General features: G+C 42.9%; 20 protein-coding genes and 1 tRNA gene. 20 read left to right on the top strand and 1 reads right to left on the bottom strand.

The annotated features are described in order from the left end of the window. The first annotated feature begins 172 nt into the window (after positions 1–172). The 13 genes from cydA (at position 173) to AC3CIA_RS10265 (ending at position 11,518) form a co-directional block, all read left to right on the top strand. A complete protein-coding gene (cydA, locus tag AC3CIA_RS10325; RefSeq protein WP_004736475.1) occupies positions 173–1,759 on the top strand; it encodes a cytochrome ubiquinol oxidase subunit I in 1,587 nt (528 codons plus the stop codon). A 13-nt stretch (positions 1,760–1,772) separates the two neighbouring features. Next, complete coding sequence (gene cydB, locus AC3CIA_RS10320) at positions 1,773–2,909, top strand: cytochrome d ubiquinol oxidase subunit II (protein ID WP_054547301.1); 1,137 nt, start codon at positions 1,773–1,775, stop codon at positions 2,907–2,909. 31 nt (positions 2,910–2,940) lie between these two features. Continuing rightward, entirely contained in the window at positions 2,941–3,048 is a 108-nt protein-coding gene (gene cydX / locus AC3CIA_RS10315) for a cytochrome bd-I oxidase subunit CydX (protein WP_000270284.1), read from the top strand. Beyond that, positions 3,041–3,343, top strand: a complete 303-nt coding sequence (gene ybgE, locus AC3CIA_RS10310) for a cyd operon protein YbgE (protein WP_017055065.1) — start codon at positions 3,041–3,043, stop codon at positions 3,341–3,343. The genes cydX and ybgE overlap by 8 nt, the downstream gene beginning before the upstream one ends. 172 nt (positions 3,344–3,515) lie before the next feature. After that, positions 3,516–3,953 (top strand): tol-pal system-associated acyl-CoA thioesterase, encoded by a 438-nt coding sequence (gene ybgC / locus AC3CIA_RS10305; RefSeq protein ID WP_017078182.1) that lies wholly within the window; start codon positions 3,516–3,518, stop codon positions 3,951–3,953. Continuing rightward, positions 3,943–4,626 (top strand): protein TolQ, encoded by a 684-nt coding sequence (tolQ, locus tag AC3CIA_RS10300; RefSeq protein WP_004736480.1) that lies wholly within the window; start codon positions 3,943–3,945, stop codon positions 4,624–4,626. Before ybgC ends, tolQ begins: the two co-directional genes overlap by 11 nt. A 3-nt stretch (positions 4,627–4,629) precedes the next feature. Further along, positions 4,630–5,073 carry a protein TolR gene (gene tolR / locus AC3CIA_RS10295; protein WP_004736481.1) on the top strand — a complete coding sequence of 148 codons (444 nt, stop codon included), beginning with the start codon at positions 4,630–4,632 and terminating at the stop codon, positions 5,071–5,073. Positions 5,074–5,086: 13 nt separating this feature from the next. Next, a complete protein-coding gene (gene tolA / locus AC3CIA_RS10290) occupies positions 5,087–6,154 on the top strand; it encodes a cell envelope integrity protein TolA (RefSeq protein WP_017085870.1) in 1,068 nt (355 codons plus the stop codon). 17 nt (positions 6,155–6,171) lie between these two features. After that, the gene (tolB, locus tag AC3CIA_RS10285) at positions 6,172–7,527 is read left to right on the top strand and encodes a Tol-Pal system beta propeller repeat protein TolB (protein WP_425609817.1); all 1,356 of its coding nucleotides are present in this window, start codon (positions 6,172–6,174) and stop codon (positions 7,525–7,527) included. 111 nt (positions 7,528–7,638) lie between these two features. Beyond that, a complete protein-coding gene (gene pal, locus AC3CIA_RS10280) occupies positions 7,639–8,181 on the top strand; it encodes a peptidoglycan-associated lipoprotein Pal (protein WP_004736484.1) in 543 nt (180 codons plus the stop codon). A 33-nt stretch (positions 8,182–8,214) separates the two neighbouring features. Continuing rightward, positions 8,215–9,003 carry a tol-pal system protein YbgF gene (gene ybgF / locus AC3CIA_RS10275; RefSeq protein WP_488518085.1) on the top strand — a complete coding sequence of 263 codons (789 nt, stop codon included), beginning with the start codon at positions 8,215–8,217 and terminating at the stop codon, positions 9,001–9,003. Between the two features lie 210 nt (positions 9,004–9,213). After that, positions 9,214–10,275 carry a quinolinate synthase NadA gene (nadA, locus tag AC3CIA_RS10270; protein ID WP_146455881.1) on the top strand — a complete coding sequence of 354 codons (1,062 nt, stop codon included), beginning with the start codon at positions 9,214–9,216 and terminating at the stop codon, positions 10,273–10,275. Between the two features lie 211 nt (positions 10,276–10,486). After that, on the top strand, positions 10,487–11,518 hold the full coding sequence (locus AC3CIA_RS10265) for a potassium channel family protein (protein WP_054547305.1): 1,032 nt from the start codon (positions 10,487–10,489) through the stop codon (positions 11,516–11,518). A 77-nt stretch (positions 11,519–11,595) separates the two neighbouring features. On the opposite strand, the gene AC3CIA_RS10260 is transcribed toward AC3CIA_RS10265, so the two are convergent. Beyond that, positions 11,596–12,165 carry a UPF0149 family protein gene (locus AC3CIA_RS10260; RefSeq protein ID WP_102541105.1) on the bottom strand — a complete coding sequence of 190 codons (570 nt, stop codon included), beginning with the start codon at positions 12,163–12,165 and terminating at the stop codon, positions 11,596–11,598. Between the two features lie 138 nt (positions 12,166–12,303). Here AC3CIA_RS10260 and AC3CIA_RS10255 point away from each other — a divergent pair, with 138 nt between their 5' ends. The 7 genes from AC3CIA_RS10255 to AC3CIA_RS10225 all read left to right on the top strand — a co-directional run bounded on the left by AC3CIA_RS10255 (position 12,304) and on the right by AC3CIA_RS10225 (position 20,558). Further along, positions 12,304–14,790 carry a hybrid sensor histidine kinase/response regulator gene (locus AC3CIA_RS10255; protein ID WP_474356315.1) on the top strand — a complete coding sequence of 829 codons (2,487 nt, stop codon included), beginning with the start codon at positions 12,304–12,306 and terminating at the stop codon, positions 14,788–14,790. 248 nt (positions 14,791–15,038) lie between these two features. Continuing rightward, the gene (locus AC3CIA_RS10250; protein ID WP_017105736.1) at positions 15,039–15,488 is read left to right on the top strand and encodes an L-alanine exporter AlaE; all 450 of its coding nucleotides are present in this window, start codon (positions 15,039–15,041) and stop codon (positions 15,486–15,488) included. 180 nt (positions 15,489–15,668) lie between these two features. Beyond that, positions 15,669–15,759, top strand: a tRNA-Ser gene (locus tag AC3CIA_RS10245). A 254-nt stretch (positions 15,760–16,013) separates the two neighbouring features. Then, a complete protein-coding gene (gene gltS, locus AC3CIA_RS10240) occupies positions 16,014–17,228 on the top strand; it encodes a sodium/glutamate symporter (RefSeq protein WP_017083923.1) in 1,215 nt (404 codons plus the stop codon). Between the two features lie 669 nt (positions 17,229–17,897). Continuing rightward, positions 17,898–18,881: an LPP20 family lipoprotein gene (locus AC3CIA_RS10235; protein ID WP_488518084.1), complete on the top strand. Its 984-nt coding sequence runs from the start codon at positions 17,898–17,900 to the stop codon at positions 18,879–18,881. Between the two features lie 54 nt (positions 18,882–18,935). Continuing rightward, the gene (locus tag AC3CIA_RS10230) at positions 18,936–19,943 is read left to right on the top strand and encodes a hypothetical protein (RefSeq protein WP_428785678.1); all 1,008 of its coding nucleotides are present in this window, start codon (positions 18,936–18,938) and stop codon (positions 19,941–19,943) included. Positions 19,944–19,946: 3 nt separating this feature from the next. After that, a complete protein-coding gene (locus AC3CIA_RS10225; RefSeq protein WP_428785679.1) occupies positions 19,947–20,558 on the top strand; it encodes a lipoprotein in 612 nt (203 codons plus the stop codon). Positions 20,559–20,656 lie beyond the last annotated feature (98 nt).

Below are 20,656 nucleotides of genomic sequence, written 5' to 3'. Positions count from 1 at the left end.
CAGTAATATTAGCGCCAGCTATATTAGCTCATGCTTAACAATAATCTAACTATAACGGTACGTTTTTGCTACAAATTTCAATTTGTAATAACAATTACATAAATTGTTTTAACATGGATTTTTGCGGTGAATAATCACACAAGTGTCATTCAGCCGACACAAAGGAGTTACCATGATTGATGTTGTTGATCTGTCGCGATTGCAGTTTGCATTTACAGCGATGTATCACTTCCTATTTGTTCCACTGACCTTAGGTATGGCATTTCTTCTTGCCATTATGGAGTCAGTATATGTAATGACGGGCAAACAAATTTACAAGGACATGACCAAGTTCTGGGGTAAATTGTTTGGTATTAACTTTGCTCTTGGTGTAGCGACAGGCTTAACCATGGAGTTTCAGTTTGGTACAAACTGGTCTTACTATTCTCACTACGTTGGAGACATCTTCGGTGCTCCGCTAGCTATTGAAGCGCTTGTTGCATTCTTCCTAGAGTCTACTTTTGTTGGTCTTTTCTTCTTCGGTTGGGACAGATTGTCAAAGCGTCAGCACTTAGCGGTAACGTGGTTAGTAGCACTTGGCTCTAACTTCTCAGCGCTATGGATCTTGGTAGCAAACGGCTGGATGCAAAACCCAGTGGGTGCGGAATTTAACTTTGAAACCATGCGTATGGAAATGGTGAGCTTCGCTGAAGTTGTCCTAAACCCAGTAGCGCAGGTTAAATTCGTACACACAGTAGCGTCTGGTTACACTACGGGTGCAATGTTCATCCTTGGTATCAGTTCATACTACATTCTTAAAGGTCGTGACCTTGCCTTTGCTCGTCGCTCTTTTGCGATTGCAGCATCTTTCGGTATGGCGGCGATCCTGTCAGTAATCGTACTAGGTGATGAATCTGGCTACGAGCTTGGTGAAGTTCAAAAAGTGAAGCTCGCTGCGGTAGAAGCCGAGTGGCACACTGAAGAAGCACCAGCCGCATTTACTGTTTTTGGTATTCCAAACCAAGAAACAATGAATACTGACTACGCAATTAAAATCCCATACGTAATGGGCATCATCGCAACGCGTTCGCTTGATACTGAAGTAACGGGCCTACGTGACTTACGTGATGATCACGTTGATCGTATCCGCACTGGTATGTACGCATACGAGTTGCTTGAAAAGCTACGTTCAGGCGATAAGTCTGAAGAAAACATCGCAGCGTTCGACGAAGTGAAAGGTGACCTAGGTTACGGTCTGCTTCTTAAGCGCTACACAGACGACGTTGTTGATGCAACAGAAGACCAAATCCAAATGGCTGCGGATGATTCTATCCCAACTGTTTGGCCTCTATTCTGGTCATTCCGTCTGATGGTTGCTTGTGGCTTCATCATGCTGTTTGTATTCGGTGCGGCGTTTGTTCAAACGTGTCGTCAGAAGATCGAACAGAAACCATGGGTACTTAAAGCGGCGCTATTCTCAATCCCACTACCTTGGATTGCGATTGAAGCAGGTTGGTTCGTTGCTGAGTTTGGTCGTCAGCCATGGGCGGTTGGTGAAATCCTACCGGTTAATGTGGCTGCATCAGCACTGACTATTGAACAGCTTTGGACTTCTCTATTCGCGATTCTGGCACTGTACACAGTGTTCTTGATTGCTGAAGTTTACCTAATGCTGAAATTCGCACGTAAAGGTCCAAGTAGCTTAAAGACAGGCCGTTACCACTTCGAACAAAACGATAACTCTGTTGAAGACAAAGTTAGCCGTTCAGTCGAAGTATAAGTGAGGGAATATTATGTTTGATTACGAAAGCTTACGACTTATTTGGTGGGTATTGATCGGTGTTCTACTGGTTGGTTTCGCCGTAACTGATGGCTTCGATATGGGTGTTGCAGCCCTTTCTCCTGTTATCGGTAAGAGCGACACTGAACGTCGTATTATGCTAAACACGATTGCCCCTCACTGGGATGGCAACCAAGTTTGGCTTATCACTGCGGGTGGTGCATTGTTTGCTGCATGGCCACTGGTTTACGCGACGTCTTTCTCTGGTTTCTACTTCGCAATGTACGCGACGTTAGCAGCGCTTTGGTTACGTCCACTTGCTCTTGATTACCGCTCTAAGATTGAAGATCCAAAATGGCGTAAAACTTGGGACTACGCACTTTGCTTTAGTGGCACAGTACCACCAATCATTTTCGGTGTGGCATTTGGTAACCTACTACAAGGTGTACCATTTGATCTGAACGAATTTATGATGTCTAAGTACCATGGTACGTTCTTTGCTCTGCTTAACCCATTTGCATTGCTTTGTGGTGTGTTGGCTCTGATGTTGTTCGTGATGCAAGGTGCAACATGGCTTCAAATGAAGACAACAGAAGAACTGCACAGCCGCGCTCGTAACGTTGCTCAGATCACTGGCCTAATTGCTATTGCTCTGTTCGTTATCGGTGGCTTCTGGGTTCAGTCTATTGAAGGCTACGTAATCACTAGCACGATGGACACGTTTGCTGATTCAAACCCACTAAACAAAGAAGTATCACTTCAAGTTGGTGCTTGGATGACAAACTTCGAAACGTATCCAGCAATGTGGGCTGCGCCGATCCTTGGCGTAGCAATGCCACTGCTTGCTGTGATTGCATCTCGCTTTGAGCGTGGTGGTTTCGCATTCTTGTTCTCAAGCCTATCTAACGCTGGTGTTATTTTAACGGCTGGTTTTGCAATGTTCCCATTCGTAATGCCATCAAGCCTGAACCCTAGCCATAGTTTGACTATGTGGGATTCAACAGCGAGTGAGTTAACGCTTGGTCTTATGACCGGAGTTGCGGCGGTAATGGTTCCTGTGATTCTTGGCTACACAACTTGGACATACTACAAAATGTTCGGTCGTCTAGATAAGAAACACATCGAAGATAACGACGTTTCAGCTTACTAAGCTAGAAGTTAAATAACTTAGGAGAAATTTTATGTGGTATTTCGCATGGATTTTGGGTGTACTTCTAGCATGTGCATTCGGCATCATCAATGCTCTATGGTTAGAGCATTCAGAAATGATGGATAAAGACAGTGAGTAATCTCGCGGAGCAAATCGCTAAACTGCATCAACCAATGGATAAGACTCTGTTAAGAGCTTTATCCCTCGTATTGGGTTTCATGCATGTTGGTTTAGTGATGTGGGATCCTGAAGCGTATGCGACAAGCATCGGTGGCTTTAACGCGATCATCGGGCCAATGTTCATTTGGGCAGTGTGCTCAAGCATGGTTTACGGTATCGGATTTAAGCCTAGAGCTTGGATGTGGCAGCTACTGTTTAGCCCATACGTTTCACTCACAATTTTGCTCTACCTAACGGTGTTGCGCCTTTTATAAAAGGCAGAAGATTTAGGTTCATAACGACGTGAACCTTTATACTTGTTGGGTTTTTAGCCAAAAAGAGGTCATCTTATACAGATGGCCTTTTTTTTCGTCTATTAAATCAAAAAATTCACAGCGATATACTATTAATGATAAGGAGTTAGGTTATAGTGAGATCTTTATCGTTTTGGATTGTGGTATCAAATTGCAGGGAATATCTAAGCCATTTACGTGGCCAGTGACAGTGTATTACGAAGACACCGATGCAGGTGGTGTTGTATACCATTCAAACTATCTTAAGTTTTTCGAACGCGCTCGAACTGAGATGTTGCGCTCAATTGGCGTCTCTCAGCAAGTCTTGTTAGAACAAAATATCGGTTTTGTAGTCCGACATATGGACATTGATTTTATTCAAGGTGCGCGACTTGATGATTCTTTACAAGTCATTACAAATATTTACGAGTTGAAGCGAGCTACCTTGGTCTTCTGTCAAGAGATCGTAAATCCTGATGGCAAGGCATTGTGTAAAGCAATGGTTAAGGTAGCATGTATCGATAATCAAAAAATGAAACCCAAAGCAATGCCAACATTTATTCTCACGGAGCTAACGAATAGTGACTGCTGAAATCTCAATCTTAGGCCTAATATTAGAAGCTAGCTTACTAGTTAAGATGGTCATGCTGATTCTTATGGGCATGTCTGTTGTTTCTTGGGCAATGATCATAAAAAGAAGTAAAGTATTATCTCAAGCTTCTAAACAAACTGACGTATTTGAAGATAAGTTCTGGTCAGGCGTTGATCTCGCAAAACTGTACCAAGAGAGCAATAAGCGCAAAGACGAGCTTTCTGGTACTGAAGAAATTTTCTACGCAGGCTTTACTGAGTTTGCTCGCCTTCGTAAATCGAATGCAACATCTCCTGACTTCATTATGGAAGGTACTGGCCGTGCAATGCGCGTAGCGGTTGCCCGTGAAGTAGACGAGCTAGAAACCAACTTACCTTTCCTAGCAACGGTCGGTTCTATCAGTCCATACATCGGCCTATTTGGTACGGTTTGGGGCATCATGCACTCATTCATCGCATTAGGTGAAGTGAAGCAAGCGACATTAGCAATGGTTGCTCCTGGCATTGCAGAAGCACTGATCGCGACAGCAATGGGCCTATTTGCAGCAATTCCTGCTGTTATGGCTTACAACCGCTTTAGCAGTCGAGTCGGTAAGCTAGAGCACAACTATGCGACTTTCTCTGAAGAGTTCCACAGTATTCTTCACCGTCAAGCGATGGCTGGCAGGGAATAATAGATGGCCGGATACCAACCTAAAAAACGCAAAATGACAGCAGAGATTAACGTTGTACCTTACATCGACGTTATGCTTGTTTTGCTGATTATTTTTATGGTGACTTCGCCATTCGTTACTCAAGGCGTAGACGTTGAATTGCCTAAGGCTTCAACGGCTCAGTCTGCACAAGATCTATTGGGTGACGACAATGCGAGCTTTATTATCGTTGAAGTGAACAAAGACGGTGAGCTTGGTTTGAGTGTGAATAACGAAGAAGTACAGCGTGGCTTATCAATGGAAGACATTATCGTCCGAGTGAAAGCCGAGCTGTCTCTTAAGCCAAACTCTCCAGTGGCGGTTGGTGGTGATGCCGCAACGCCTTACGCTGAAGTGGTTTTATTACTTGATGAATTAAGCCGTGCAGGTGTGCCAAAGGTTGGCCTATTAACGGATATAAGGGAATAGCTCCGTAGCATTCATGAAAGCGAATAATAAGAAATCCAATAATTTTAGATCACCGCTTCTTATCTCTCTTGGGCTGCACGTCATCTTATTCGTTGCGCTTATTTGGGGGGCGGATTTCACGATGTCGGAACCAAAGCCTACTGGGCAGATGGTTCAAGCTGTGGTGATTGATCCTCAGTTGGTTCGCCAACAAGCTCAACAGATTCGTCAACAAAGAGAAGCAGCGAGTAAGAAAGAACAAGAGCGTCTAGACAAACTAAGACGTGAAAGCGAACGACTTGAAAAAAATCGTAAAGCTGAAGAAGAGAACATTCGAAAGCTGAAAGAAAAGCAAGCTAAAGAAGCGAAAGCCGCTCGCGAAGCGGAAAAGCGTCGAGTTGAAAATGAAAAACAACGTAAAGTTGAAGAGGCTCGTTTAAAGCAAGAACAAAAGAAAGCCGCTAAAGCAGAAGCTGATCGTAAATTGAAAGAAGCAGCGGTTGTGAAAGCGGAAAAAGAGCGCAAAGCCAAAGAAGTGGCGATAGCTAAAGCTGAACAAGAACGCGTGGCAAAAGAAAAGGCCGCGAAAGAAGCTGCAGATAAAGCTCGTAAAGAAAAAGAAGCCGCTGAACGTGCTGAAAAGCAACGTATAGCGAAAGAGAAAGAAGCGGCAGCCGCAGCGGAGAAAGCGCGTAAAGCAAAAGAAGCTGCAGCAAGAGCTGAAAAAGAACGTAAACAGCAAGAAGCAGCATTGAACGACATCTTTGCTGGACTGGAGACTGAACAAAGCAATAACAACACTGCTTTGAACCAGCATTTAGAAGATGAAAAGGCTCGATATATATCAATTTATCAACAAACAGTACAACGAAACCTTTTGATGGAAGACTCCTTCCGTGGTCAAGAGTGTGTTCTTAACATTCAGTTGACACCAACTGGTGGTAATAAAGCTGTAGTGAGAAGGGTTTCGGTAGTTAGCGGAAATCGCCAGCTTTGCTCAGCAGCACAGGCTGCTACAGTTAAAGCGAGAGAGTTCGATTTTCCACAAGACTCATCATTACAACAAATATTCCGAGATTTTGACTTTCGGTTCATCCCATAATGAGAAATGGATAACTTATGCTTAAAGGTAACTTTTTCAAGAGCCTGTTTGTTATGGCATGTATTTTTTCTAGCTCTGCTTTTGCAAAATTAGAAATTGTTATTACAGACGGTATTAACTCCGCAAGACCTATCGCTATTGTCCCTTTCCGTTGGGAAGGTGCAGAACAATTGCCACACGATGTATCAGCAGTTATTGCTTCTGATTTACAACGCAGTGGTAAATTCAGCCCAGTTGCAACAAGCAAGATGCCACAGACGCCTTACAGCGAAAGTGAGGTGGATTTTGATGCTTGGACTAACTTAGGCGTTGATTCATTGCTAACAGGTAGCATCACTAAAAATGCCGAAGGGCAATATGTAGTCAACTACCAGTTGATTGACATTGTTCGTGGTCAACTGACCAAAGGACAAAGCCGTGCGTTAAGTGATGAGGGCCAACTGGTACTTTCTAAAGACCACGTGTTGTTCAATAAGAAAGCGACAGTTCCTGGTAAACGCTTGAGAGAGTATGCACACCGTATTTCTGATTTAGTTTATGAAGAACTGACTGGCGAGAAAGGTGCGTTCTTAACTCGTATTTCTTATGTGGTAGTGAACGACAAAGATAAATACCCATACCAACTTCGTGTTGCTGACTACGATGGGTTTAACGAGCGCTTGGTGCTTCGTTCTAAGCAACCACTAATGTCACCGGCATGGTCACCAGACGGTAAAAAGCTTGCTTATGTGAGTTTCCAAAATGGCCAAGCTGAAATATTCATCATGAATATTTACACGGGTGAGCGTGAGAAAGTAACGTCATACCCTCGTCATAATGGTGCGCCAAGATTCTCGCCAGATGGTAAAACATTGGCATTGGTATTGTCTAAAACAGGCAGCCTTCAGGTGTACACACTTGACCTTGCTAGCCGTAAGCTGACTCAAATTACTCGTGGCCGTTCTAATAACACGGAACCATTCTGGCACCCAGATGGCAAGTCTCTTATTTTCACATCGGATCGTGGTGGTAAACCACAGATTTATAATGTAAATTTGTCCAATAATTCGACTTCTCGTATTACTTGGCAAGGTAGCCAAAACTTAGGTGGCCAGATCACCCCTGATGGTCGATTCCTAATCATGGTCAATCGCAGTAATTCAGGCTTCAACTTGGCTAAGCAAGATTTGGAAACCGGTGCGGTTCAGGTGCTAACAAAGACATTGTTAGATGAATCTCCAAGTATTGCACCAAATGGGGGTATGGTTATCTATAGCTCTATTTACAACAAAACAAACGTACTATCGATGGTTTCTATCGATGGCCGTTTCAAAGCTAGATTACCGGCAACCAACGGACGTGTAAGAGCGCCTGCATGGTCACCGTTCCTCTAGTTAAAGTGATACATTCTTTTAGCTATTGATAGTGTTAACTATTGTGGCAATTAACTATCTATAGCACTTAGTCGCTGTAGAAACTAAGTTTGATAACGTAAGGAAAAAAAGATGCAACTTAACAAAGTTCTTAAAGGCTTGATGATTGCACTACCAGTGATGGCAGTAACGGCATGTAGCTCAACTGATGAAGCAACATCTGCAACTTCAGGTACTGAAAGCAACCAAACAACTTCAGGTTCAGAAGGCAACGTAGACACAACTGTTGTAACGCCAATTGATGCTAACGCTCAACTGTCTGAGCAAGAGCTTAAAGAGCAAGCGCTACGCGAAACTCAAACAATCTACTTTGCATTCGATAACTCTACTATCGCTGGCGACTACGAAGAAATTCTAGCAGCTCACGCAGCTTACCTAAGCAACAACGTTGACATGAACGTTACTATCGAAGGTCACGCTGACGAACGCGGTACTCCTGAGTACAACATCGCACTTGGCGAGCGTCGTGCACAAGCTGTAGCGAAATACCTACAAGCTCTAGGTGTTCAAGCAGACCAAATCTCTATCGTAAGCTACGGTGAAGAGAAGCCACTTCTTCTAGGTCAATCTGAAGATGTGTACGCTAAAAACCGTCGCGCAGTACTAGTTTACTAATTTTAGTAGACTATATAATTGAGGAATTGCCTCATGTTCAGTAACACAAAGCGAGTCATTTTGCTTTCGTTACTGGCAAGTGTAGCGAACACTACGTTCGCTGCACCAGCTCCAGTATCCGATCTCAATAGCACCGCAACCAATTCATCATCTTCCTCTCGAGCAGCGTCTGCATCTAACGAATCAGATATTGAGCGTTTAGAGCGCCTGCTTCAAAATCGCAATCTCGTTCAGCTTCAAATGCAACAGCAAATCGACGACATGGCACTGGAGATCAGTGAACTTCGTGGTGAGCTGGAACGAAACAGCTACGATATGAAGCAAATGCTAGAGCGCCAACGCGAACTGTTCATTGAACTGGATCGTGTGAGAGGCGAGGTGAAAGCAGCAGGAACGGCAACGGTAGCAGTAGCGGCGAGCGAAGGCTCTAAAGACGCTTCTGGTACGTTCAGTACTGATGTCGATGAGCAAACCGCTTATCAAAATGCTGTAGATATGATTCTAAAGCAACGAGACTACACGGGCGCTATCGCAGCATTCCAAAAGTTTCAAAAAGACTTCCCAGATTCAACCTTCACACCTAACTCACATTACTGGTTAGGTCAGCTTTATTTCGCTAAGAAGCAAGATAAAGAAGCCGTGAAGAGCTTTGCCGCTGTTGTGTCGTACAAAGACTCCAACAAGCGAGCAGATGCGCTGGTTAAGCTTGGTGACATAGCTGCGCGCAACAATAACGCGACGCAAGCTAAGAAATATTACCAACAAGTCGTTACCGAGTACCCAAACAGTGCTTCGGCTAAAGTGGCTAAAACCCACTTGTAAAACAAAATAGGGGTGCTCAGGTACCTCTTTTTTATACCTGAGCACTCCCGTTTAGTGTCTACTTATCTTCTTTATGCTGCCAACACATCGCCTTGTTTATGCGTTTTAAGTATTAGCTAGTCACTACTTGCAACCAATCCTTTTTGATCCTCATCGCTGTCCTGTGTAGAATACTCTAATCCTCGGAAGAAGTTGCGTAGAGCAAGAGCAATGAGTCATATACTAGATAAAATCGATACAGTTTACCCGTTTCCGCCTAAGCCAGTTCCATTGAGCGACGCTCAGAAACAGGCCCACATCGCAAACATCAAAAAACTACTTCAAGAAAAAGATGCAGTTCTAATTGCACACTACTACACCGATCCTGAAATTCAGGCTCTGGCAGAAGAAACTGGTGGTTTCGTTGGCGATTCATTAGAAATGGCTAAGTTTGGTAACCGTCATTCAGCAAGCACTTTGATTATCGCTGGTGTTCGTTTTATGGGTGAATCTGCAAAGATCCTTACCCCTGAAAAACGCATTTTAATGCCAACGCTTGAAGCTGAATGTTCACTTGATCTGGGTTGTCCTGCTGACAAATTTGCAGAATTTTGTGATGCTCACCCCGACCATACCGTGGTTGTATACGCGAACACCTCTGCAGCGGTTAAAGCTCGTGCAGACTGGGTGGTTACGTCGAGCATCGCTTTAGAAATCGTTGAAAGCCTGGACGCTGAAGGCAAACCCATTATTTGGGGGCCAGACCGCCACCTAGGTTCTTACATTGCAAATCAAACTGGCGCTGACATGTTGCTTTGGCAAGGTGAGTGTATCGTTCATGATGAATTCTCAGCTGATGCTTTGAAGAAAATGAAATCGGTCTACCCAGAAGCGGCTATTTTGGTTCACCCAGAATCACCAGCAAGCGTGGTTGAACTGGCTGATGCTGTAGGCTCAACAAGCCAACTGATCAAGAAGGCGAAAGAGCTTCCTCATCCACAGATGATTGTCGCGACAGACAAAGGTATCTTCTTTAAGATGCAGCAATTGGTTCCTGAAAAAGAGCTGATTGAAGCGCCGACTGCGGGTGCTGGTGCAACTTGTCGCAGCTGTGCACACTGTCCTTGGATGGCTATGAATGGCCTTGAAGCGATTGAAAACGCACTTGAGCATGGTGGTAAGCAACACGAAATTTTCGTTTCTGACGAACTACGTGTGAAGTCTCTTATCCCATTGAACCGCATGCTAGATTTTGCCGAACAGCTTAACCTACAGGTTAAAGGCAACGCTTAATTTCGTTGCCGTGATGATATATAGCAGTCCAGCTTAATCACTGTTTTGCTTTACCATCAAGAGAAAAACCAGCCGAGTGCTGGTTTTTTTGTATCTGAATATTGGCTATCGATATCAATGTTGTTCTTATGTATCTTTTTCTGATGATATATCTTGTTGATATCGCGTATTTTTTCTAGCATGTAAGTAAGAGATTAAGATTGGGGCTCGAATGATAATCTGGTTACAACTCAAACGCTGGATCAAAGCAAACATCTTTGTTTTGAATGGCAAAAACTTACTGTTCACTTTTCTTGGCTACATAGCTCTATCGTGGTTGATGTTGTATTTGGCGGGTGAAACAGATTTAACCAGTTCGGTTACCGTATTTGCTTACTACTTGGTGGTGACGGCTTCTACAGTAGGTTATGGTGATTTGTCACCGACCACGGCTGCGGGGCAGTGGATAGTCATTCTATTTGTGATTCCGGGTGGACTCAGCCTTTTTGCCGCATTACTCGGTAAAGTGGCAACAGAAGGTGTTGAATATTGGCGAGCGGGCTTGCTAGGGAAAAGGAGAGTTAGAGTGGACAACCACATTTTGATGCTGGGATGGAATGAACAAAGAACTATTCACCTCATCCGCATGCTGCAACACGAAGAAACGGGTAAGCGACCAATCGTATTATGTACTCGTTCAGATATCGAAAACCCGTTACCCGGCGAAATCAATTTCGTCAAAGTAAACAGCTACACAGATGGCAAAGAGATGGAGAAAACGGGTATTGAGTCTGCGAGTTGCATCCTGATTGATAACCCGGAAGACGACATTACCCTGTCTGCGGCACTTTACTGTGCTAACCGAAATCCGAAAGCTCACTTACTGGTTTATTTTAAAGATGAAGCGTTGAGCGACCTGCTACACAAACATTGTCCAAACTCTGAATGTATTCCGGCTGTGGGTGCAGAGATGCTAGCAAAGGCTGCGGTAGACCCAGGTTCAAGTGCGCTTCATCAAGAGCTATTGAGCTCAACAAGAGGTATGACACAATATTCAACGTATTTCCCTGAAGATGCTGAGCCTGTCACCGTCGCGCCTATTTTCTCTGTGTTTAAAGAGAAGTACAAAGCAACGCTGATTGCGATTGATACTGGGAGTGGTATTGAACTTAACCCAGAACTAGACCAAGTTGTCAGCAGCGGCACTAAACTATTTTATATCGCCGACGAGCGAATTGATGACTTCGATTGGAAAGGCTTCTAGAGCTACTATTTTAATCTCGTCCAAAAACGAAAAAAGGCCTCATTGTGAGGCCTTTTGGATCAGTATAAAGCTAACTTTTATTGAGCTTCAGCCAGTGCAATACCACGCTGCGTTAATCCGCAAAGCATTACAGGAACAGCGTTAAAGATCTCTTCAAATTGCTCTAGGCCTTCGATGCCTTGCTCTGCAAGTGTTGCAATTGACGTTTCTGGATCGTAAAGCATGCTCAGTGAAAGTAACACGCCGCCCACGAGTGCGTTGTCTTCGCTCTCTTCAGGCATCAATGTTTCCCAGTCATCACGGGCGATCTGCCATCCTTGAAGCAAGCCTTCACAGAAATCGCGAGCAGCGGTATTCACCACTTCTGCATCATCCAATTGGCAAGCTTCAGGCCACCCCCACGTTCCTTCAATTAGCTCAGGACGTGTTTTATTCCAAAGCGTGATGATAACTTCAATGTAGCTCTCTAGTTGCTCACCATCCGTAAAAGGTGCGACTTCTTCACCACCCCATAAGAACGGCAGCCACTCATGAGGGGTTAACACATTAGGTGCCGCTGCCATTGCAGTGACAAAGCCCATTGTTTTGTGTTCTGTGATTAGCTTTCCTTCCAACTCTGGAAGCGCAAGAATATCTTGTAAAGTCAAAGTGAGGTACCGTAAAAGGGAACATATTTGCGCTTATAGTACCAATGAACTTGTGCCAATCAAGCTTCAATCTAAAAAGGCTTGATGTCATGGATGATAAACACTAGGTTTAACAGAAAAGAAAACAATAAAAGAATTATGCAGATACGGTCGTCTTTAAAGAAAAAAAGTATGGTAGCGCTTGGGTTATACCTTGCGATGTTTATTGCCATTGTCGGTAGTGTGACGTATTACGTCGTAGAATCCCCTGTGCGCGCCAAATTACAACAAAACCTCGACTTGCGTACACAACTTTTATCCGCATTGATTACAGAGCCACTCAGCAGCTCTCAAGGCTTTGTAGATAGTCTAGTTGGCTTTGCTCAAGCACATCACAACACTGATGATGTTATTCCGCTCTTTAAGTCGATGTTGGCGGCGAGTGACGATACGATCGTCAGTGCCGGAATTTGGCCTGAACCTTATGCGCTTGACTCTAAAAAGCGTCTTAACAGCCACTTTTTCAATAAAGCCGACGATGGAAAAATTGATCAGCTGTTTTCTTACAACAATCCTAAAAATGTTCCTTATCAAGAAGAGTATTGGTACACCTCTGTAGTCAACAAAAAACAAGGAACCATCTCTTGGAGCGATGTGTATATCGACCCATACACACACGTTCGAATGATTACTGCTTCATCGCCTTATTATTACGACGGCATTTTTGCTGGCGTTGCGACGGTGGATCTCTCGCTTGAAGAGTTGCTAGGCTTTATCAAGAACCACGCCGAAGAATACAATCTTGGCATTATGCTCAGAGATAAACTCAATCAAGTGTTGGTTTCGCATAACTTCAATCTCGTTGAAGGGATCTACATCAGTAGCAATCAATTTGGTGATTTCGGTTGGCAAGTGGATGTGGTTAATTCTAAGTCACGTGTAGCAGACGAAGTATTTCGTCAGGTGATGAGTATTGAGGGCGGTATTGTTCCGCTATTACTACTTTGTGTGATGGCGGGTTACTACTTATTGAACCGCTATTTGATTAGCCCAATTACAACGATTGCCGCACAGGTAGATAGTTCGAAAGCAGGCGAAATCATCGATGTTGACTACTCAAGTGATGACGAAATCGGTCATTTGATTAAAACCTTCAACGAAAAGACCATTTATCTTGAAGCGGAAAAGGTTAAAGCTCAGGCATCCACTAATGCTAAAACTGCTTTTCTTGCGACCCTGTCACATGAAATTCGCACCCCTATGAATGGGGTATTAGGTACTGCTCAGATCCTGCTTAAAACGCCTCTAAATTCTGAACAAGAGAAGCATCTTAAGAGTTTGTATGAGTCCGGTGATCACATGATGACCTTACTCAACGAGATCTTAGACTTTTCGAAGATCGAGCAGGGAAGGCTGGATCTTGATGAGACTCGCTTCCCACTCGATTCGATCATCGGCAGTATCAACAGTGTCTACTACACACTCTCTTCCGAGAAAGGGCTGCAATTCAAAGTGTACTCTGAGGTGCCTTCTGGTCGTTGGTACTTCTCAGATAAAGCACGTCTACGACAAATCTTGTTTAATCTATTGAACAACGCGGTGAAGTTTACTTCCAGAGGATTTGTCGAGGTGTACCTGAAAGAAGTCGTAGAGGGGAGTGACACCTATCTTAGTATTCGAGTTCGCGACACCGGAATTGGTATCTCTAAAGAAGCTCAAAAGCGTATTTTTAAACCATTTGAACAAGCGGAGTCTTCGACCACAAGACGTTTTGGCGGTACAGGCCTTGGCTTAGCGATAGTGAAGAAAATTGCCCAATTGATGGATGGCAGTATTACCGTTACCAGTGAAGAAGGGATAGGCACGAGCTTTGATGTTCGATTGAAGATTCAACCATGTCAGCCTGGTGAGATAGAGAGTTTGCCACATAAGAAGTTGGACTACTCAGGCTTAAAAGTATTGATTGTCGAGGATAACCGAACGAATACGGTGATCATTGAAACCTTCATGAGCAGCAAAGGTTTCACTTGTAAGAGCGTCGAAAATGGTGAACTTGCAATACAAGCAGTGGTTGCCGAGCGCTTTGATTTGGTACTCATGGATAACCATATGCCTGTGATGGATGGCGTTGAATCAACCACTGCGATTCGTGCTTTGATAGGTGATGTGTCATCGGTACTGGTATTTGGTTGTACGGCTGATGTCTTTAAAGAGACTCGCGAACGTATGCTGGGGGCGGGTGTGGACTACATTATCGCTAAGCCGATTGATGAGCGTGAACTGGATGACGCGTTGTTCCGCTATTCAAATAAGCTTTACCAATACCATGAAGTAAAAGCGGATGCTCTCGAAAGCCAGGATGTAAAAAAACACAACTCGAAAAGTAAAAGTGAGTCACTGCCTAAACCTGATCTGCGAAATAAAGATAACACCGAAGAGCTGTTAGTGACGCTGTATGTGGCGCTAGAAGACAACAACCTAGAACTGATTCAATTTGCACTAGAGAGCCTACGTGTCCACGTTGAACCTATGAACAACGCTGAACTTACTGAACAAGTCGATAAAGCGCTAGAGCAGGTTTCTTTAGGAGTACCACCTACACAAGATGTCATCAATATCATTACTGTAAATTTACCTATGGCCTAGATGTTGTTTAATTACAGAAAGTAAATAACGAATTGTCTATTATTTGACCTTGGTGTGATTTTTTGGTGAAAGTGACTGCTTTTTAAGTGGTTTTTGGTTGTTAATTTACAACTTGATTTCTAATTTGAAATGTATGACTGCTAATATTATGGTTTAATAGCGATATTATCTGGTAGGGTGTAAATACACCTTGTTTATATGTTGCTAATTCACTCAATAGGCAGTGATATATTTTAGGTTTAACGTCAATGAAGTCTCGTGGTCCATTTTGTATTCGAAACGCAGCTGCGGATACATTTGCTATGGTCGTTTTCTGTTTTATTTCAGGCATGATCGTAGAAGTGTTTATTTCTGGTATGACATTTGAGCAGTCTCTCGCTTCTCGAACGTTATCTATCCCAGTAAACATTGCTATCGCTTGGCCTTATGGTGTTTTTCGTGATTGGTTCTTGCGTAATGGTGCAAAGCTTTCACAAAGTTCGTTGATGAAGAATATTTCTGACCTTTTAGCTTACGTGTTGTTCCAGTCACCTGTGTATGCTGGTATTTTATTGGCGGTTGGTGCTTCAAGCGACCAGATCGTTACGGCTGTAACCAGTAACGCTGTGATCTCATGCGGTATGGGCGTGCTGTACGGTTACTTTTTAGATATGTGCCGTAAATGGTTTCGAGTTCCGGGCTACTATCAACAAGCTTAAGAAAAGCAACAAGCGTAAGTGCAGCGAAAGAATGAAATTTGGTTTGTTTTTGATCTAATGAGTTAATTTGTAATCGAACAAACTGAAAAAGGCACTTTTTTTGACAATGCCCCTTGACCAAAGCAAGCAGAATCAATAAAGTAGCGCCTCGTTGAGTGACAAGCTCAACACACAATTTGTGGAAGGATGGCTGAGTGGCTTAAGGCGCTCGCCTGGAAAGCGAGTATACGTTTATAGCGTATCTGGGGTTCAAATCCCCATCCTTCCACCACTATTCAAAACCCTAGCAGAAATGCTGGGGTTTTCTCGTTTTAGAGCCCCTATATTTCACTTCATCTACATCCATCCCTAGTATCAGTTCCTTTAATCACTCCTTTATAGTTATTTCCTCTATTAATACCGTCGCAGATTGAACCATATTTGGTGTTTTTATCATCGATAAACGCTTGATCTTTTGGCATGAATCTAGATTATTAATAGTACGAAATATTATTAATAATCTAACTATTAGGAATTCATTCCCCCATGACAGAAACCCTAGTTTCTCCAATGCTCTCTTTTACTATCGCGATTTCATTACTGTTTATCGGTAAAGGTCTGATTGAACGATCTGAAGTGTTAAGAAAGTATTCACTACCAGAGCCTGTTATTGGTGGTTTTGTTTGTGCTGCGACCGTAGCGGCGCTTTACTATATTTTTGAAATCCAAATCACCTTTAGCCTAGATGTCAGAGACTTTTTGCTTCTCTACTTTTTTGCTGGTATCGGACTCCAAGCGGATATTAAGACACTGATTAAGGGTGGGCGACCGTTGTTCATTCTATTGTTTCTTGCTGCCGTCTTTATCGTTCTGCAAAACGTGGTCGGGATGGCTGTAGCTTCTGGCTTTGGAATGGATCCTAAAGCTGGTTTGTTATCGGGCTCTGTTAGCTTAATCGGTGGCGTAGGTACAACGTTAGCGTGGGCGCCAATGTTTGTGGAAGAGTTCGGTATTGCTAACGCGCTAGAGCTAGGTGTGGCGTCAAATACGGTTGGTTTGATAGCGGCGTGTGTGATTGGTGGTCCAATTGCCAACTACCTACTAAACAAGCACAAAGTGAGTCCATCCAATGAAGAAGAAGTGACAGTTGGTGCATACCAAGAAAGTGAAACTCGCACTGAATTGAGCCATTACGGTGTCTTATGGGCGTGGTTGATTCTCAACTTAACACTGATGCTCGGTTACAGCCTGAGCGAAGTTATCGACTCGATGGGCCTAAAACTGCCGTTATTCGTAAGTTGTTTAATTGCCGGTATCCTCATAGGAAACATTGGTCGAGCATTGTTCAAGAAGCGTCGTACACAAGAGAAAATTGCTCAAGGCCGTAAAGGCTTAGCGATGATCTCTGATATCTGCTTAGGTATGTTCTTGACCATGGCCTTGATGGGGCTGCGTATCTGGGATCTCGATGGACTGTTTGGCTATATCTCTGTTGTCATGAGTATCCAGATCCTGCTTTCACTGCTGTTTACGATATTCGTCGTTTATTACCTAATGGGGCGAAACTATGATTCTGTGGTGATATGTTCAGGCTTCGGTGGTATCACTCTTGGCTCGACAGCAACTGCAATTGTTAACATGACCGCGGTAACTCACCGCTATGGCGCAAGCCCACAAGCATTCATTGTGGTGCCATTAGTGTGTGGTTTCTTTGTTGATTTGATCAACGCGCTAGTGATCAGTTTCTTTGTTGGTATGTAGTGACTTCCTAGTACTTTCTTGTCATTGACGACAGACAACTCTCAGTAGCTTACTCGATTGAGTGAGCTACTTATTGTCTTGTTATAACCCCTCCTCGTACATGACCATACCTTTAACTAATTCATCCCCCTTTCTTGATTTTATAATATTGTAGATATATCACTTGGTTATATTTCATGTCACCGTGGGCTGGGTGTTTTTATAATTTATTTGGGAGTTACTTATTCTTCCAAAATCGTTTGTTTTGATATTAGTGTTGTTCGATTTTTAATTATACAAATAATCGTTGCAATCAAAATTTAATAATAATTTTTTGTCGCACTTACTAAACCTATCTCTTAATTTTTCATCTTGAATAAAAACTAAGTTAGTCTATTTATTGAGCATTTTTTGGTTTGTTTTTTATTCTCTACCCATTTTAAAGATAATAAATAAAATTAATTTTTACGGTTTTTCTGTGTTTTTGTTTTAAATGTAAATTCTTTTATATCAGATGTTTATGTTGTTGATTGTGTCATTTATCTTGCCTGACGGCTAATGGTCGATTCATGATTACTTAAATAATGTACATTTTGTGGTTGAAAATAAGCCACTCTCTCAGTAGGGCGATTTGAATGTTATTTAGTGACGCTATAACATGCCGGAAAATTTATTAGACCTTAGTGCCATATGTTTTCAAATATAAAAAAACTTCTAGTATTCTCCGTGGTTGTCGGACTTTTATTTACTACTGGTTGCCAATCAACTAAACCAGCTTGGTATTTAAAACCTCAAGTAGACACTAATGAGTATATTTATGCAGTGGCACAGGCAAGGACCTTGTCTCACGCAAAAAAGATTGCGGTCAATAACATCAATGAAAAGCTTTGGACTCAAGTTGAATCTTCTTTTTACATGCGAGAAACCGCGCGTGAAACGAATGGTGCTGGGTTTTCAAATAGCCTAGTAGATAACAAAGTAAATACAAAAACCGAATCACTAACCCTCAATGGTATTGAATATCTGCAAATGGAAGAGAGTGAACTTGGTGCTTTTGTCGAGGTTAGGGTTAAAAAAAACTTAGTAACGCAGCAATTGATTCGTGAAATAAAAGAGATGAACCGCAGCTCTGAAGCAAAACTTGTCGCGCTTGAGCATCAAGATAAATTGTTATGGTGGCTAGACAACCGAAGTGCCTCCCAGTTGCAGCATAAGGTTTCGGTAAGAACAGCAATGCTTACGCCTTTAGAACCAGGATATCAAGTCGATGCTCGTTCTATCGATCAACTTATAGCGACACATAAAAATATAAGCAGCCAGATTAATATTCGTCTTTCTTATGACAGAAACTCACAGAAAGCGACTCAGTTATTAGGTGAGCAATTATCGGAATTTAATATTGCTACCTCAACTTCCAAGAGAAGAAATCAAACTCACGTACTGCACGTTGATTCAGAACGCCGACGAAATAAAGTGGGAGATGCATTTATTTCAACACTGATTTCAGACGTTAAAGTGATCAATATGAAAGCAAAAACAATCTCTCGTAGTGAAATTATATCGACGGGTAATTCAGTAATAAGCTTTAAGTACGCGGATGAAGGCGCTGCTCGCCATTTAAATGAGCAAGTAAAAGAAAAAGGGATTTGGACGGCATTAGGCTTAATCAAATAATAAGTTCGGTTCCCTACCTGAAAATTTAATTAACTGATGATATTCGGAGAAATAATGTTAAGAAAAACGTTGATGGCTACTGCTGTAATAACGAGTTTGGCTGGCTGTGCTGGTCATGAGGTTTTGGTTTGTACTCCTGACACTCGTGTAGATATTGAAACCGCAGATGTTCAGCTGCCGTCTTCAGACAATACGAAAGTCGTTGTCCTTCCAGTAGAGCTTGAGTTTAAAAACTCTGCTGCAAAAAACATGCAGTCGGCAATGCGTAACTCTTTGGAAACACAAATCGATGAAACCGGCGCAGACCTTGTTGATCGTAAAATTGCTAATAAAGTAAAAGGCGAAATCAAATTAGCTGAGCAGAGTGGTCGTTTAAGCAGCAAAGGAGTGCCTATCGCAGACTACGCAATCATTACAGAAATTACTCAAGCAGACTTAAGTAAGTCATTCAGTGAGCGTCGTACGTATGAAAATGATGAGGGTGAAACTAAAGTTGTTCCGGCGTCTTGTAGTTATGATTTCGATGTCCAAGCTGTAGCAAAAGTAGTTGCGCTACCAAGTATGGATGTTGTTAAACGCATTAAGCTTGAAGGCGACGAATATTCTTCAACGGAAACAAGTAATTCAAGTTGCCCAATAAGTAATTCGACCTATACGTCGATGGCAGCTAAAGCGGCTGCAGAGGCCGTAACTTACTCGACTGAAATCCAAAAAATGTTAGCAGCAAGTGGCCCAGTTCTAGAGATGCGCCACTGTGAGGTCGGTACTCAAGTGCGCTTAGCAATTGGCAAAAAACAGAAGGTTCAACCTGGCGCTGATATCTTATTCGCAAATGCATTCAAGTCGCCTGAAGGCGAAACTGAAATTCACCCAATCGGTGAGGGTTATGTTGTAGATAATGAGATCAATGCCGTAACCGACAAGTACTCTTGGGTTGTAATTGACGAAGAAACGTCACTGAAGGTTAAGAAGGGCACTATGGGCAAAGTTGATGCATCAGGTATCAAATGCCCACTTTTAGATTTTGAATGTGAAATAGAAAAATTTACGGCCGATCTGTAAGTTATGAAAAAACTAATTATTGCAACATCACTAGTGACCGTTCTTGCTGGTTGTCAAAGTAACAACAGCACGGTTGAACAGGCTCAAAATTTTGCCCCCTGTACTTTCCCTGATGCACCAACCGTATCGGCACCGGGTTGGATCTGTGACGTGATTCCTACAGATATCGCTACAGCTGCTAAGGGATACGCGAAGAAAAGCGCTGCGGGTATGAGCGTTATGCGCAAGATCGCCGTGAATGATGCGCGTGTGAACCTTGCAGCTGAATTCGAAACTGACGTAAGTAACTTATTCCAGGCTGCGACAGAGGGCGTAACATCAACCTCTTCTGCTGAAGGTTTAACGTTAGTAACAGAAGAAGTTAAAGAGACGTTTGAAAATATCACTAAGTCCGTAGTGAACAAAACGCTCACAAACAGCCGTGTCATTGTAAGTCAAGCTAGCCCTACTGGTGGCTTGTACGTTCTAGTTGGCATGGACCAAGCGGCTTATGATGCGAACATGAATAAGGTTATCGACGAAGTCGGTGGTGAAGATTCTGCACTTTGGGATCAATTCAACAACGAGAAAGCAGCTACAGATCTTGCAGCGGCATTCGATGCTTTGAAAAAATAATCGTGGTATGACGATTAGTTAAAGTGACAAGGCCGCCGATTGAGTGGCCTTTTGTTTCTATGTATTTTAGGACGAGACAATGCAATCTCGGAGTTAGT

It is taken from the genome of Vibrio sp. QJM3NY_27 (assembly GCF_057785955.1).
This window is presented reverse-complemented; position numbering and strand designations above follow the sequence as displayed.

Bases quoted from the DNA above. Each gene is read 5' to 3' on its own strand.
- tolR (WP_004736481.1), top strand. From the start codon at position 4,630: ATGGCCGGATACCAACCTAAAAAACGCAAAATGACAGCAGAGATTAAC.
- AC3CIA_RS10265 (WP_054547305.1), top strand. From the start codon at position 10,487: ATGATAATCTGGTTACAACTCAAACGCTGGATCAAAGCAAACATCTTT.
- ybgF (WP_488518085.1), top strand. From the start codon at position 8,215: ATGTTCAGTAACACAAAGCGAGTCATTTTGCTTTCGTTACTGGCAAGT.
- cydX (WP_000270284.1), top strand. From the start codon at position 2,941: ATGTGGTATTTCGCATGGATTTTGGGTGTACTTCTAGCATGTGCATTC.
- AC3CIA_RS10255 (WP_474356315.1), top strand. From the start codon at position 12,304: ATGCAGATACGGTCGTCTTTAAAGAAAAAAAGTATGGTAGCGCTTGGG.
- tolB (WP_425609817.1), top strand. From the start codon at position 6,172: ATGCTTAAAGGTAACTTTTTCAAGAGCCTGTTTGTTATGGCATGTATT.
- AC3CIA_RS10230 (WP_428785678.1), top strand. From the start codon at position 18,936: ATGTTAAGAAAAACGTTGATGGCTACTGCTGTAATAACGAGTTTGGCT.
- AC3CIA_RS10225 (WP_428785679.1), top strand. From the start codon at position 19,947: ATGAAAAAACTAATTATTGCAACATCACTAGTGACCGTTCTTGCTGGT.
- nadA (WP_146455881.1), top strand. From the start codon at position 9,214: ATGAGTCATATACTAGATAAAATCGATACAGTTTACCCGTTTCCGCCT.
- AC3CIA_RS10250 (WP_017105736.1), top strand. From the start codon at position 15,039: ATGAAGTCTCGTGGTCCATTTTGTATTCGAAACGCAGCTGCGGATACA.
- cydB (WP_054547301.1), top strand. From the start codon at position 1,773: ATGTTTGATTACGAAAGCTTACGACTTATTTGGTGGGTATTGATCGGT.
- cydA (WP_004736475.1), top strand. From the start codon at position 173: ATGATTGATGTTGTTGATCTGTCGCGATTGCAGTTTGCATTTACAGCG.
- AC3CIA_RS10235 (WP_488518084.1), top strand. From the start codon at position 17,898: ATGTTTTCAAATATAAAAAAACTTCTAGTATTCTCCGTGGTTGTCGGA.
- gltS (WP_017083923.1), top strand. From the start codon at position 16,014: ATGACAGAAACCCTAGTTTCTCCAATGCTCTCTTTTACTATCGCGATT.
- tolA (WP_017085870.1), top strand. From the start codon at position 5,087: ATGAAAGCGAATAATAAGAAATCCAATAATTTTAGATCACCGCTTCTT.
- pal (WP_004736484.1), top strand. From the start codon at position 7,639: ATGCAACTTAACAAAGTTCTTAAAGGCTTGATGATTGCACTACCAGTG.